Raw genomic sequence first — 14798 nt, 5'->3', positions numbered from 1 at the left:
AAAACAAAGCATCAAGCTTGTTTTGTTTTAGTAAAATTAATGGCAATTTGTAAAAATAGCTTTTATTTAGGGGGTTGCACTTACCCATACCTCGCCATCTTCGAAAATCTCCTTTTTCCAAATGGGTACTGTTTCTTTCAGTGTATCAATAGCAAACTGGCAAGCTTCAAATGCAGCCTTGCGATGAGCTGAAGATGCGGTAATAATTACAGGAACTTCTCCTACTTTTAGAGATCCTGTTCTGTGATGAATTGCTATTTTTTTAATTTCAAATTTCGAGAGAGCTTGCTCTGCAATTTTTCTCATTTCCGAAATAGCCATTGTTTCATAGGCCTCAAAATCTAGTTTTAAAACGCTTTTGCCTTTCGTTTGATTTCTAACAGTCCCTACAAAAGAAACAATTCCGCCAACATCGTCTGCAGCCACAAAAGCAGAACAAATGTCTAGTGACAATATCTCTTGAGTCAATTTTATATCTATATTATTCTGCTCCATATATACCCTAAGAATTATACCACTTGGACAAACTTTTTAATAATTATCCACCACTTACAGGCGGTACAAGAACAATTTCATCACGCTCCATTATTTCATGGCTACCTTCTACATATTCTTCATTTACTGCCACCCTAAGCGAAGTCAGTTTTTTAAGTGCTGGATATTCTTTTTTCAAAATTTCTAAAAAAGCCTCCACACTAGTCCCTGAAGGTAGTTCAATGTTTTTTTCAAAGCCTCCAACCATTTCTTTTGTGATGCCAAAACTGAGCAATTTTACTTTCATAGATTTTTAATCAAAACCGTGTAACTCACATATGCAATCAATATTGCCGTTGCCTTTCGAACCCATGTTTGAGAAAACTTATTGGTTGCCAAATATGTACCCATAAAACCTCCAATAGCAACTGAAATCATTAAAAAAAGCACCAACATCCATGGCAAATCGGAAGGAAAAGTAGTTGCTTGTCCGAGCAATCCCGCCACCGAATTTACCAAAATAAAGAAACTAGCAGTAGCCGCAATGTTTTTGGGATTGTCCCAATTCAGCATATTCAGAACTGGGGATAAAAATATCCCTCCACCAATGCCAACCATTCCTGACAAGAAACCAATTGCTCCACCCAAAAAGGCATTAAATCCAATTTTATCTGAAAGGTTAGTTATGCTTATTAATTTTTTTTGTGGCTGAAACCAAAGCAATATAGCTGCCAACAGCAAAGTAATACCCAACAGGATAAAGAATGTTTTCTCTGAAATAGTCATTTTACCTCCCAAAAATGCCATGGGCACACTAGCAAAAACGAGCGGCATCACTTTTTTAAGATTAAGCAGCCCTTTTTTATAAAACTGTAGAGTACCGTTAGAGACCACTGTAATATTACAAAGTAAAGAAACTGCTCGCAAAACCTTGAAATCAAAATTAAACAATGCCATAATAGCCAAATAGCTTGACCCACCACCAAATCCTACTGATGAATAGAGTAAAGCTATACCAAAAAACAATAATAATAATTCAATGTTCTGAAATACGAGTTCCAATAGAGGGGCATGTTTTCAAGTACAAAAATGGTTTTTTTTTGCTCACACTCAAAAAAAATATGGAAATTGCTCTTGAAATGAAAGAAATAAATAAAATAGTTGCATTTTACGACAAACTAAAATCTGAGCAAAATGTTGCATGTGCCTTAGCAACAGTTGTTTATGTGGAGGGCTCATCGTACCGCCGAACTGGAGCAAGAATGCTGGTATCTGAAGACGGAAGATGGGAAGGTGGAATAAGTGGAGGCTGCCTGGAAGGCGACGCACTAAAAAAAGCTCGCTTTTCAATACTCAAAGGCAAACCAAACCTGGCCAAATACGATACCACTAAAGGCGATGACCATCAGATTGGTGTTGGCTTGGGATGCAACGGCATTATAGAAGTTCTTTTTTTGCCTGTCGATTTTATTTCAAATCAAAACCCCGTTGAGATTTTAAAAAGAGCAATTTTAGAACCAGAAATTCCACTTATTACGGTCTTTAAGTCAGAACAAAAGCCCGAGCTTCTTGGAAAAATATTTCAATATAGAAATGATGAGGATTTAAAATTTTTAGAAGAGATATGTAGCATCGTAAACCTTCAGAAAGAATTCGATACACTAGATAAATCTAAAAATCTGCATATTGACAATCATACAAGGTTGTTTTTTGAAGTATTGCCTTCAGCTATTGATGTGTACTTGTTTGGAAATCAATACGATATATATCCTTTCATGGAAATATTAAAATGGTTAAATTGGAACATTACGGTGGTAAGTGAACCTAACAAAATAGAACATAAGACAGGTATTAATATCATCAGCCCAGAAAACTTAGACATTCATTCGTTTTCAAAATCAGCAGCCGCCATTTTAATGTCACATTCATTAAAAACAGATCAAAATAACTTGAGATTGCTAGCCAAAAGCAACTTGAAATATATTGGACTGTTGGGGCCGAAAATACGCTCATTAAAAATGGTGGACGAATTAAAAGAATCAGGTATAGAAATTAATCCAAGTCAAATTTTTGGCCCAACTGGCTTAGATTTGGGGGCCACCACGCCAGAAGAAATTGCACTTTCTATTGTGGCTGAAATTAAAGCTGTATTTAGTGATAGAAAAGGTGGGTTTTTAAAAGAAAGAACTTTGCCAATAAACGAAAGAACACAAGAAATTTTTAATTTTAATTGAATGGTTTCGGTAGAAGAAGCTTTACATCTGGTTTTAGAAAACGGCATTTCTACTAAAATAGAAAGTGTTGATTTTCAAGCATCTTTGGGCAGAATATTGGCTGAAGATTTGGTGGCTGAACGTGATTTTCCTCCGTTTGACAGGGTTACCATGGACGGCGTAGCGATAGATTTTTCAGCTTTTGCTGATGGACTAAAAACCTTCAAAATGCAGGAAATGCAAGCTGCTGGAGACGAACAAAAAACGTTAGAATCTAACCAAAACTGTATAGAAATAATGACTGGGGCTGTTTTACCCAAAAATACGGATACCGTTATTCGGTATGAGGATTTGGAGATTGAAAATGGTTTTGCAACAATATTAGCAGAAATAAAGCCAAATCAAAATGTGCATTTTCAGGGACATGACAAGTTGTCTGGCCAAGTTTTGGTTCGGAAAGGGAAAGTTATAAGTGCTTCACATGTAGCCATTGCTGCCTCTATCGGTAAACAAGATTTGGCAGTATTGGCTTTGCCAAAAATAGCGATTGCTTCATCTGGAGATGAGTTAGTAGGTATTTCTGAAGTTCCGCTGCCACACCAAATCCGGCTTTCGAATGTATTTGCCATTGCAGCCATTCTCAAAAAAGTGAAAGCCGAAGTGGATATTTTCCACATCCATGACACATTGGATGGCTCGATTTCAAAAATAGAAGAATTGCTCAAAAACTACGATGTCATAATATTTTCCGGAGGAGTATCGATGGGAAAAAAAGATTTTATACCGCAAGCTCTTGCTGAAAACAATGTAAAGGAGATTTTTCACAAAATTGCCCAAAAACCTGGTAAGCCCATGTGGTTTGGCAAAAATGATACAACTATTGTGTTTGCTCTACCTGGAAACCCTGTTTCAACTTACTTGTGTACTATAAAATATGTTTTGCCTTGGCTGAAAAAATATTTGGGAATTCTTGAAAAAAAAACCCCAAGTGTTATTTTAACTGAAGACATTGTTTTTAAGCCCAAATTGAATTATTTTCTGCAAGTAAAAATACAAAACGACAAAGGTTGTCTTTATGCAACGCCATTAAAACATAATGGTTCGGGTGATTTTATAAGTCTGGCTGATGCAGATGGATTTATCGAATTGCCATTTCGGGAGTCTGGATTATTTTTGAAAGGCGAAACAGTTGAATTCTTCGCTATTTAAACTAAAAACATTGAAACTGTGACTAAAGCAGAAATCAGAAAAATATATAAAGAGAAAAGAAGGGCTCTTACCGAAGAAACTTGTGCAAACTTCAATAAAAAGATACATGATTTAGTCTTCAGCAGGCTAGCAATTCATCGGTATTCGCCAATTCACCTATTTCTACCTATTTTAAGAAACAATGAGCCTGATACTCGTCTGATAATCAATACACTTAGAAAAGATTTTGCCCCTGATTTGTATATAAGTAAAAGTTTGGAGAATGGCGAAATGTTACATGTAAAATATGACCCTACCACTGTTTTAGAATCCAACGCTTGGGGCATAGAAGAACCCAAAAACCTCAACTACTCCTATAACTCAGAAACATTTTTTGAAAAATATCGAAATGAAGATATTTTAGTATTTGTACCACTGCTAGCCTTCGACAAAAAAGGCAACCGAGTGGGTTATGGCAAAGGATATTATGATAAATTTCTACAGTACGCTACCAAAGACACCACGATAGTTGGCCTTTCGCTTTTCGAGCCAATAGAACTGATAGAAGATGCGGACGCTTTTGATGTAAAAATGAATTTTTGTGTTACGCACGAGCGGATGTGGGCTTGGTGATTCGGTCTATTGTTTTGTGATTACATCATAAAACGATTTTTTTAAATCGTTGTGAAAAACTTAATTTTTCAGGGTCTTAAATCTAGTGATCGATTTAGAAAATCGATTTACATTTCAACGATTTGAAAAATCGTTGTACTAATATGGCCAACCTATTTTTATTAAAAAATCTTTTTCTTAATTTTGCAGCCCATTTACACCCATCAATACATTTACAACAAATTCAACAAAAAGAGAATAGACCTCTCTCTTTATCAATAATTTAAATGCTCTGCCATGGGTCGGGGGGTACATTAATTATCATGAAAGTTGCAGTAGTAGGAGCTACCGGTCTAGTGGGTGGCGAAATCTTAAAAGTATTAGCGGAAAGAAATTTCCCTGTCACAGAAATTATCCCAGTCGCTTCGGAGCGTAGTATCGGGAAAAAAATCAAATTTAAGGACCAAGAATTTACCGTTGTCGGTTACGATGAAGCCATTAAGATGAAGCCAAACGTGGCTATTTTCTCAGCAGGAGGTGGTACTTCACTTGAAATGGCCCCAAAGTTTGCCGAGGCCGGAATTACGGTTATCGATAATTCATCGGCATGGCGTATGGATCCAACCAAAAAATTGGTAGTACCTGAAGTAAACGCTGATGTGTTGACTGCAGAAGACAAAATCATTGCAAATCCAAACTGCTCAACCATACAGATGGTTGTGGTAATGAAGCCTTTGCATGAAAAATATAAAATCAAACGTGTGGTAGTATCTACCTATCAGTCAGTTACGGGAACTGGCAAAGCAGCAGTTGACCAACTTTTTGCCGAAAGAGCTGGTGACGAAAGCGTGGCGAAAGTATATCCGCACAAAATCGATTTGAACGTATTGCCTCATATCGACGTGTTTCTTGAAAATGGTTATACCAAAGAGGAAATGAAAATGATTAAGGAAACCAACAAAATCATGGGCGACGATAGTATTAAAGTTACGGCCACTACTGTTCGTATCCCAACTATCGGCGGACACTCTGAGGCGGTAAATATTGAGTTTGAAAACGACTTTGATTTAACTACTGTTCGTGAGCTTTTGGCTGCTACTGAAGGTGTGATTGTTCAAGACGACCCGGCCAATTTCCTTTATCCAATGCCTATTACAGCACATGGGAAAGACGAGGTATTTGTTGGTCGTATTCGAAGAGACGAATCACAAGCCAATACGCTAAACCTTTGGTGCGTAGCTGATAACCTTCGTAAAGGTGCGGCTACAAACGCAGTTCAAATAGCTGAATACCTTTTGAAAAAAGGGATGATTTGATTTAGACGTTAATCAATTATACTAAAATCCCGCTTAGCAATTGGCGGGATTTTTTTTGTAAAAAATTGGACAAAAAGTGAGATTTGAATTCTTTCAAAATCAAATAGTTTTAAAATCTTACAAAAACTTTAATTTTATGGTAAAAATACATAAATGAGAAAATTATTCTTTCTACTAATTATTGTGCTTTCTATAAAGTCTTTTTCCCAAACCACAGACTTAAATAAACAGTTTTCGGAAATCATAGGAGACAAAAAAGTCAAAGTAGGCATCTGTGTTTACGATTTCAAGACCAAAAATTTCTATGGCATTAATCTAAAAGAACATTTCCCGATGCAAAGTGTCTTCAAATTTCATATTGCTTTGGCAGTTCTGGATTTGGTTGACAAGGGTAAATTAAGCCTTTCAGAAAAGGTTTATATTTCAAAAGAACGAATGGAAGCAGATTGGTACAGCCCATTGCGAGATAAATACCCAAACGGTAATGTAAAACTCACAATTGCCGAAATCCTGAAACCCACGGTTTCTGAAAGTGACAATGTAGGTTGTGAGGTTCTGCTTGACCTCATCGGAGGCCCCAAGACGGTGGACGATTATCTTAAAAAAATAGGCATGAAAGATGTTCAAGTAAAACATAATGAGACCATTATGCAGGCTTCTTGGGAGCCACAGTTTGAAAATTACTCTACGCCCAACTCAGCTGTTGAGCTTTTGAAAGCTTTAAACAATGGAAAAATATTATCTCCGAAAAGCAGAGCCTATGTTCAAAAAATGCTTTTAGAAACCTCCACTGGCCCAAATAGATTGAAAGGATTGTTGCCAAAAGGAACTGTCGTTGCACACAAAACTGGAACTTCGGGAACCAATAAACAAACTGGCGAAATGGCAGCCGTAAACGATATCGGTGTAATAACTTTGCCAAACGGAAATCATTTTGCCATAGCCGTTTTTGTAAGCAATTCGAAAGAAAAAATCGAAACCAACGAAAAAATAATTGCTGAAATAGCCAAAGCCACCTACGATTATTTGAAATGAGTGATTTAGAAGATTTAATAGCCAAATTCAATTCTTGCTCTTTGCCCAAAGAAAAATGGACGCACGAAGCCCATTTAATAGTAGCCGTTTGGTTTTGTAAAACCTATGAATTGCCAAAGGCATTGAACTTGCTTCGTTATCAAATAAAAACTTATAATATTTCTGTTGGAACGCCAAACTCCGACACGCAAGGTTATCACGAGACTTTAACCAGATTTTGGCTTTTGATAGCAGCAAATTTTGTGAAATTAAACGAAACAAAAACATTTGAAGAAACGGCTGAAGCGTTTATAAATTCAAATTGGGCAAGTCGAAGTTTGGCTTTGGATTATTACTCGCACGAAGTTTTGTTTTCGCTAAAAGCCAGAAAAGGATGGATAGAATCCGATTTGCAAAAACTTCCGAAGGATAACGAAACAGCCTTTCTTTTAGAAAAACATCATTTGCTATCTGATGAAGAATTTGCTCAGCAGTTTTCTGACAAAACCCTAAATCCTGAAATTTTTACTCACGAAGCACACTTAAGATTGGCTTGGATTATGATCAAATCATATGGACTAAAACTGGGTTCAGAAATGATTTGTGAACAGATTTTGGCTTTTGTAAAACCTCTTGGAGCAGAAGAAAAATTTAATACAACTTTGACCGTTGCTTCCATGAACCTAGTTCATCATTTTATCCAAACAGTCAAAACTGATAATTTTTTAGATTTTATTCAAGTATTCCCTGCATTGAAATACGATTTCAAAACCTTGGTTTCAAAACATTATAGTTTTGATATTATAAAAGATAAAAGAACCAAGTTGGAATATGTTGAGCCCGATTTGATAGACTTTTCATTATAAAAATGGTAAAACCACCACCTTTTCAGTAATAGAAGAATTAATATTAGCAAGATTTGTATCCTCCCCCGAAATCCCATAAAGCTCAGCATAAAGTCGTTTTACCAAATCCTTTATTTCTTCTCCCGAAAACTCACTTTTCGAATTCTTTGGAACTAACATAAGAATCTGCTCTGTTGGATTGGTGCCATCCAAAGCTGGCAAAATGTATTTAATGTCTTTGAGCCAAAATGCCCCATTTTTTTGATAGAAAGCTAAGCGTTTAACTCTATATGGTTTGTCATCTCCAAATTCGGGGTCATCTACTTCCATTAAAAGATGTTTTTCCTGAAGTCTGGCGTAATTTTTTAGATGAGAAAAAAGAGCCTCCCCAATCTGCTTTCCTCGGTGGTTTTGTTTAACCGCCAAGTAGTCTAAAAGCAAAAAATCAGACCCAAGTAAGTCAAACAAGAACCCAATGCCCACCATTTCATTATTAATTTTGGCTGCAAAAAGTACTTCTTTCTCTTCTTTAAGTCTGATTTTTAATGTTTCTAAAGTCTGACGCTCGTTGGCTGGAAATGAATTTTGATAGATTTTGAAGACCTCATCAAGAGTTTCTTTTTGGTCTAATTCTATCTTAGTTATTTCCATTTTTTATTCTGTCACAGAGTTACACTGAGGTTACGTTTTACTCCTTTTGCGATTTTGAATTTCACAAAGTTTTCGCTTTACTCATTTTGGTTTTTTTTAACACATAGGCACATAGTTAACATAGAAACCTAAGCTTTTTGCCTCACTGCCTGTATGGGTCTATTGCCTTTTATGAATCAATGCCTTACTATCTCAATACATAAATGCCTCATTGCCTTCATTGTGTTCAAAAAAAACTCACTCAATCCCCTTACCCGTGGCTGCCCAGTAAATGCCACCATAGATGTGGTCAAGGAAGGTTTGGTCTGAGAAAGTGGAAGGAATATGACCTAAAGCTGTATAAAATGCTCTTCCGCCATCGTATGGGTGATACCAACTGATTGGGTGAACTGCTCCCATACCTTTGCCTTCGTTTGGTCCCCATTTAGTATTTGGGTTATATGTTTTTTCATCAACTGTTACCAAAATTTTCAAGTCTGTTGACTTTGCAGGAGTTTGGAATTCATACCATTCGTCAGTCCAAAGTAGTTTCTTAGGGAAACGCTCCATGCCTGGGAAATTGCTGTCCTGTACTCTTAAATAGGCTGTTTGGTTGGCTGGGTGAATTTTGAACATCATGCCCACCATTTTGGTGTACCAAGGCCATTCATATTCGGTGTCTGATGCAGAGTGTATACCCACCCAGCCTTTGCCGGCTTGAATAAACTTCTCCACGGCTTTTTGTTGTTCATCGTTCAAAACATCTGCTGTGGTATTCAAGAAAATAATCACCTGATATTTCTCCAAGTTCTTTTCATTGATAAACATGGTATTTTCCTGCCAATCCACATCAAAAAAATGACGTTCGCCCATTTTTCTTATGGCCTCCACTCCTTCGTGAATAGACTCATGGTGCCAGCCAGCGGTTTTTGTAAAAAGTAATACTTTGAATTGTTTTTGAGAAAATGCCGAAATACTACATAGTAATAGCACGGCCAAAGATAAAAAATACTTATTTTTCATAATATTTTGATTGGTTGAATATTTGATTTCAAAAATACAAAAAGATTTGGTAATTGGTCATTCTTAAACACAAAAGACCTTTGAGCTGATGCCCAAAGGTCTTTTTCGATAGATAAATTAAAATATCATTTTTTGCAATAAAAACACGCCAATTCCGGCAAAATAACCTATTAAAGCCAGCCAACTCATTTTTTTGAGATACCAGAAAAACTCTATTTTGGCTATTCCCATTGCAGCTACTCCAGCCGCTGAGCCTATAATCAAAATACTTCCTCCGGTACCAGCACAAAAGGCCAAAAGCTCCCAAAATGGGTCATCCATCGGAAATTGTTCTAAGCCATACATGCCTATTGCCGCCGCTACCAATGGCACATTGTCTACAATTGCGGATAGTAGGCCAATTACAGTAACAACTACTGTTTGGTTTTTAACATTATCGGTTAGCCAATCTGCTGCCGAGGTTAGCATACCCATGGTCTGTAATGCTCCCACAGACAGTAAAATACCCAAGAAAAACAGAATACTGGGTAAATCTATTTTTTCAAGAACACGAAAAATGGAAAGCGTACTTTTTACATGTTCTTCTTTATCTTTTATTAACAATTCAGACACCACCCAAATAGCACCCAAGGCCAATAACATACCCATAAATGGCGGTAAATGTGTAAGTGACTTAAAAACAGGCACCGATAATAACCCTATCAAACCTACCCAAAATATTGTTTTTTTGCCAAAATCTCCATGTGCATGCGTTGCGTTTTCTTTACTGCCTAGTGGTTTAGGCAATACTCCTTTCATATGGGTGGAAAGCACATAAGTTGGAATTAATAAGCTAAAAAAAGAAGGTAAAAACAACTGAGAAATAATACTTATCGTAGAAATTTGCCCGCCAATCCAAAGCATCGTGGTGGTTACATCTCCAATGGGTGACCATGCTCCACCAGCATTTGCGGCAATAACAATTAAGCCTACGTACATTAGTCGCAACTTAGAATCGTGTACTATTTTACTTACCAAGGCCGCCATTACAATTGTGGTGGTAAGGTTATCTAGCAATGCAGACATAAAAAACGTAATCATAGAAATAATCCACAACAACCTTGATTGACTGGTGGTAGTTATTTTGTCAGTAATGATTTCAAAACCACCATAGGTTGCTATCAACTCAACGATTGTCATTGCTCCCATTAAAAAGAACAAAATGCCCGCAATTTCACTCAGATGCTCATTGAGATGATGTTGTGTTTCTTCAATGTTTGTTGAAACCAAAGCCACAATTGTCCAGCATAATACACCTGTTAACAAAGCCGATGCCGACTTATTTATAGATAACTTATGCTCCATGACTATGGCAGCATACCCAACAATGAAAATAAGAACTAGAAGTCCTTCCATAATATTCCGATTTTTTTTGCCAAAATTAGCTTGTTTTGAAGGAAACTCACTATTTCTTCTTAAAAAATCGAATCCATTATTAAGATTAAAAGAACCGAGTCTTAAGCATTAATTAAATTCCATTCTTTACGGTAAGGTCTCCAGAGCAATTTATTCGCTTTTTTATTCTTAATAAATCGCTCTGTTTCGGGATTCCATTTTAGCGATTTACCCAATCTATACGAAATCAAACCTAGATGCATCGGCATGGTCATTTTTCGGGCGTATTCGAGATTACTTTCCGGTTGTTTTCTACTTTTAACGGAGTCCACAAAGTTTTGCTGATGCCCTGGAGAACGAATAATAGAAATAGGAACTTCCGGCACATCCAACATTGTGATGCCATTAATGGTAATTTCTTTAGAGCCATAATCACAAATCAAAGAGCCTTTTTCACCTTCAAAATACGCTCCAATACCTCTTGCTGCGGCACCTGGGACGTTTGGAGGAGTTGATGACCAGAAAATTTTCAAATCGTCAAATTCATATTCTATTTCTATTGTTTTTGGTGCATCTCCTACTCCGTCGGGTTTTTCTCCGTTAGCAGTCACTTTTCGGAGATTTTGAGGATTCAATGACATCCAAACTATATCTGCAATATGACACCAGAAATCCTGAAAAACGCCGCCTGAATAGTCTAGAAAATATCGGTAATTAAAATGAACTCTTTCGGCCGAATACGCATGATATGGAGCTGGCCCGAGCCACATGTCGTAGTTGAGATTGGCAGGTGGTTTTTGATAATTCGATGGGCCTAAAACTGGGGGGAGGCCTGTTTTCCAAAGTCTAACCGTTTTTATTTTTCCTAAAACGCCCGACTGGATGATTTCCTGCACGCGGTGATAATTGTCTCCTGCGTGTATTTGTGTACCTAGTTGAAAGATCTTGTTGTGTTTTTTTTGAGCCGCCAACATCATTTGGCCTTCTTTTACACTGTATGAAAGTGGTTTTTCGCCATATACATCTTTGCCTGCTTCAAATGCCAGAATAGCCAGTTGGGCATGCCAATGGTCAGGCGTAGCTACTGTAATGGCATCAATGTCTTTTCTATCCAAAACCCTTCGAAAATCATCGAAAAGCTCGAGTTTTCTGTCTGGATATTTTTCAGCGTATTTTTTGGCGGTGCTATTGAGATGCTCGGAATCCAAATCACAAATACCCACAACATCAACTTCGGGCAAGGCAGCGAACCAATTGAGGTGGGCATTGCCCATACCACCAAGGCCAATGTGAGCTACTCGGACTTTATCGCTAGCAGCAACTCTTCTAGCAAAACTTGGAACAGCTGCCATACCAAGTGCGGCCAATGCGGTTTTTTGAAGGAATTCTCTTCTTGATGAAATGTTTTTCATATTGAAAATAGGGTTGAATTATTTTGAATATGAAAGTAGCGTTTTTTTTCAAGTAAAACAATTTTCCTAAATTGTTAATGCTTGGATGGCAAGAAACGGTAATGAGACTTATAAGTAAATTTAGAATACGAAAACAGAGCAATTCTCATCCTCTATGCTAGATAGGTCCGACCTGCAGTCTGACTGATACTTATAAGCCCTCCGCCAAAAGCTCGGCTAAGTCGTACACTTTTACTTCGTGTTCTTTTTCTTTGTTTTTTACGCCATCAGACATCATTACCATGCAGAATGGACAAGCTACAGCTATGGCTTTTGAGCCAGTGGCTATAGCGTCTTCGATGCGTTCAATGTTGATGTCTTTTGTTCCTTTTTCGGGCTCTTTAAACATCTGGCCACCACCTGCTCCACAACAAAGGCCATTCGTTTTGCATTTTTTCATCTCAACCAACTCAGCATCTAGGGCCTTTATCAATTCACGTGGAGCTTCGTAAATATCGTTGGCTCGACCAAGATAACATGAATCGTGGTAGGTGATTTTTTGTCCCTTAAACGCCCCCCCTTCTACTTTAAGCTTTCCTGAATTTATCAATTCTTGAAGGTAAGTAGAGTGATGAATTACATCATAACTTCCCCCCAGTTCAGGATATTCGTTTTTGAGGGTATTAAAGCAATGCGGACAAGCGGTAACAATTTTTTTTACTCCATATCCATTCAATACTTGTATGTTTTGTTGAGCAAGCATTTGAAAGGTAAACTCATTTCCAGCTCTCCTAGCTGGGTCGCCGGTACAAGCCTCTTCGGTACCCAAAACAGCAAATTTTATATCCAAATGATTCAAAATTTTAACAAATGCTCTTGTTACTTTTTTGTATCTATCGTCAAAAGAGCCTGCACATCCAACCCAAAAAAGGATTTCAGGCTCTTGACCATCTGCAGCCATTTCGGCCATTGTTGCTACTTTGTAATCCATAATTAATTGAGATTTAAAACAAAAATAGTATGCTTGCATAACATTTGCAAGTCGTTTTATTTTTTATTGGTCGTTTCCATTAGAAAATAGTACGATTTTGATACCAACCGTCCACAATGATACAAATATGACCGCCGATTCTCGTTTGTTGTCAATTTTTCACCAAACAATAGTTGGATTTTACTAAAATTTAAGCTAAAAATTAGATATTTTTGGACTTTCAAATTAATATTCAATGCTTAATAGAACCACTAAAAATATTACCTCAGAATACCCCGAAAAAGTCTTACAATTTGGTACAGGAGTATTACTCCGAGGATTGATAGATTATTTCATAGACAAAGCCAATAAAAAAGGAATTTATAATGGCAGCGTTGTAATGGTAAAAACGACTGGCCCAGATGTTTCTGAATTTACCAATCAAGATAACCTTTATACCATATCAGTAAGGGGCTTAGAAAACGGACAGGCCATAGAGGAGGATATAATAGTAGATTGTATTAGCCGAACACTAAGTACAAAAACGCATTGGGAGGAAATTCTAAAGACTGCTGAAAATCCTGAAATACAATTGGTTGTGTCCAATACTACTGAAGTAGGATTACAATATGTAGAAGAAAATGTTTTGGTTGGCTGTCCAGAGTCTTTTCCTGGAAAACTTACCGCTTGGCTGCATAAAAGATTTATGACCAATCAAGCCGAAACTTTGGTGGTGCCTACCGAACTGATTGTAAACAACGGTGGAATTCTAAAGGAAATCGTTTACAAACATGTAATTGCCAACAATTTAGGTAATGAATTTTCATCTTGGCTAAACCAAAAAGTGAAGTTCTGCAGTTCGCTAGTGGATAGAATTGTGCCAGGTAAACCAAACCAACAGGAAGCTGACAAACTGTTTGAAAAAATTGGCTATAAAGACAACCTAATCATAAAGGCCGAAGTGTATAGACTTTGGGCAATTGAAGGAGAAAATATTGAAAACTTTTTGGAATTTGCAGAAGCAGACAATGGCGTAAAAATAGCTAAAAATATAGAAAAATATCGCGAACTTAAACTACGCTTGTTGAACGCCCCACATACGCTGCTTTGTGGCATGGCGTATTTATCTGGTTTTAGGCTTGTAAAAGATGCCCTCAACGATGAGATGATGGAAAAATACATCACTATCTTGATGTTGACTGAACTTGGGCCAGCGATTCCACTAAACCTCGACCAAAAAACCACGCATAGATACGGCCGAGAGGTGATGGATAGATTCAGAAACCCCTATTTAGAACACCAATGGCTGAGTATTACGCTTCAATATACCTTGAAAATGAAGTCAAGGGCTATTCCACTTTTATTGAATTATTACAATACCTTTGACTCTGTTCCTCAGTATTTTGCAAGATGTTTTGCTGCATATTTACTTTTCATGAAAGTAACGAAAGAAGAAAACGGCAAGTTTTATGGAGAATCAGAGGGAGAGTCTTACCTGATAAATTGTGACTCTGCCCCATACTTTAAAGCCGTTTGGGAACGCGACTCAACCCGTGAAGTAGTATCAAATGTTCTAAAAAATAAGGATTTGTGGGGTTATGACTTAACAACCCTCAAGGGTTTTGAAAGCAATGTAGAAAATCACTTGTCCAACATGATGATTTGTGGCGTAAAAGATGTAGCTTCTGCCTTAAATGTGTACGCTTAGTTTACCAATAATCGAAAAAAGCCTTTGAATCTCTATTCAA

The 14798-nt window shown here is 37.1% G+C and carries 15 protein-coding genes; 7 read left to right on the top strand and 8 right to left on the bottom strand.

Annotation, left to right across the window (positions count from 1 at the left end; genetic code table 11):
- Positions 1-66: 66 nt before the first annotated feature.
- Genes EGI24_RS01040 through EGI24_RS01030 form a run of 3 tightly spaced genes read right to left on the bottom strand, consistent with a single transcriptional unit; the run spans position 67 to position 1536 of the window.
- Positions 67-495 carry a molybdenum cofactor biosynthesis protein MoaE gene (locus EGI24_RS01040; protein ID WP_255046318.1) on the bottom strand — a complete coding sequence of 143 codons (429 nt, stop codon included), beginning with the start codon at positions 493-495 and terminating at the stop codon, positions 67-69.
- A gap of 43 nt (positions 496-538) precedes the next feature.
- Positions 539-781: a MoaD/ThiS family protein gene (locus tag EGI24_RS01035; protein ID WP_255046317.1), complete on the bottom strand. Its 243-nt coding sequence runs from the start codon at positions 779-781 to the stop codon at positions 539-541.
- On the bottom strand, positions 778-1536 hold the full coding sequence (locus EGI24_RS01030) for a sulfite exporter TauE/SafE family protein (RefSeq protein WP_255046316.1): 759 nt from the start codon (positions 1534-1536) through the stop codon (positions 778-780). The genes EGI24_RS01035 and EGI24_RS01030 overlap by 4 nt, the downstream gene beginning before the upstream one ends.
- Before the next feature lie 59 nt (positions 1537-1595).
- On the opposite strand from EGI24_RS01030, the gene EGI24_RS01025 reads away from it, so the two are divergent.
- From EGI24_RS01025 to EGI24_RS01000, 6 genes are all read left to right on the top strand, one after another.
- Positions 1596-2708, top strand: coding sequence for an XdhC family protein (locus tag EGI24_RS01025; protein WP_255046315.1), 1113 nt, complete (start codon positions 1596-1598; stop codon positions 2706-2708).
- Complete coding sequence (locus EGI24_RS01020; protein WP_255046313.1) at positions 2709-3896, top strand: molybdopterin molybdotransferase MoeA; 1188 nt, start codon at positions 2709-2711, stop codon at positions 3894-3896.
- An 18-nt stretch (positions 3897-3914) separates the two neighbouring features.
- Positions 3915-4508, top strand: a complete 594-nt coding sequence (locus tag EGI24_RS01015; RefSeq protein WP_255046312.1) for a 5-formyltetrahydrofolate cyclo-ligase — start codon at positions 3915-3917, stop codon at positions 4506-4508.
- A 302-nt stretch (positions 4509-4810) separates the two neighbouring features.
- The gene (locus tag EGI24_RS01010; RefSeq protein WP_255046311.1) at positions 4811-5803 is read left to right on the top strand and encodes an aspartate-semialdehyde dehydrogenase; all 993 of its coding nucleotides are present in this window, start codon (positions 4811-4813) and stop codon (positions 5801-5803) included.
- A gap of 153 nt (positions 5804-5956) precedes the next feature.
- On the top strand, positions 5957-6838 hold the full coding sequence (gene bla / locus EGI24_RS01005; protein ID WP_255046310.1) for a class A beta-lactamase, subclass A2: 882 nt from the start codon (positions 5957-5959) through the stop codon (positions 6836-6838).
- Complete coding sequence (locus EGI24_RS01000; RefSeq protein WP_255046309.1) at positions 6835-7683, top strand: hypothetical protein; 849 nt, start codon at positions 6835-6837, stop codon at positions 7681-7683. The genes bla and EGI24_RS01000 overlap by 4 nt, the downstream gene beginning before the upstream one ends.
- On the opposite strand, the gene EGI24_RS00995 is transcribed toward EGI24_RS01000, so the two are convergent.
- The 5 genes from EGI24_RS00995 to EGI24_RS00975 form a co-directional block, all read right to left on the bottom strand.
- Positions 7678-8313 carry a GNAT family N-acetyltransferase gene (locus EGI24_RS00995; protein WP_255046308.1) on the bottom strand — a complete coding sequence of 212 codons (636 nt, stop codon included), beginning with the start codon at positions 8311-8313 and terminating at the stop codon, positions 7678-7680. The genes EGI24_RS01000 and EGI24_RS00995 overlap by 6 nt on opposite strands.
- Before the next feature lie 237 nt (positions 8314-8550).
- On the bottom strand, positions 8551-9315 hold the full coding sequence (locus EGI24_RS00990; protein ID WP_255046307.1) for a ThuA domain-containing protein: 765 nt from the start codon (positions 9313-9315) through the stop codon (positions 8551-8553).
- A gap of 117 nt (positions 9316-9432) precedes the next feature.
- The gene (gene nhaD / locus EGI24_RS00985) at positions 9433-10710 is read right to left on the bottom strand and encodes a sodium:proton antiporter NhaD (RefSeq protein ID WP_255046306.1); all 1278 of its coding nucleotides are present in this window, start codon (positions 10708-10710) and stop codon (positions 9433-9435) included.
- Between the two features lie 101 nt (positions 10711-10811).
- A complete protein-coding gene (locus EGI24_RS00980) occupies positions 10812-12101 on the bottom strand; it encodes a Gfo/Idh/MocA family protein (protein ID WP_255046305.1) in 1290 nt (429 codons plus the stop codon).
- 190 nt (positions 12102-12291) lie between these two features.
- Entirely contained in the window at positions 12292-13071 is a 780-nt protein-coding gene (locus EGI24_RS00975; protein WP_255046303.1) for a (Fe-S)-binding protein, read from the bottom strand.
- Positions 13072-13306: 235 nt separating this feature from the next.
- On the opposite strand from EGI24_RS00975, the gene EGI24_RS00970 reads away from it, so the two are divergent.
- Positions 13307-14758, top strand: a complete 1452-nt coding sequence (locus EGI24_RS00970; protein ID WP_255046302.1) for a tagaturonate reductase — start codon at positions 13307-13309, stop codon at positions 14756-14758.
- The last annotated feature ends 40 nt before the right edge of the window (positions 14759-14798 follow it).

This window comes from Lacihabitans sp. CS3-21, assembly GCF_024343675.1.
GTDB lineage: Bacteria > Bacteroidota > Bacteroidia > Cytophagales > Spirosomataceae > Leadbetterella.
This window is presented reverse-complemented; position numbering and strand designations above follow the sequence as displayed.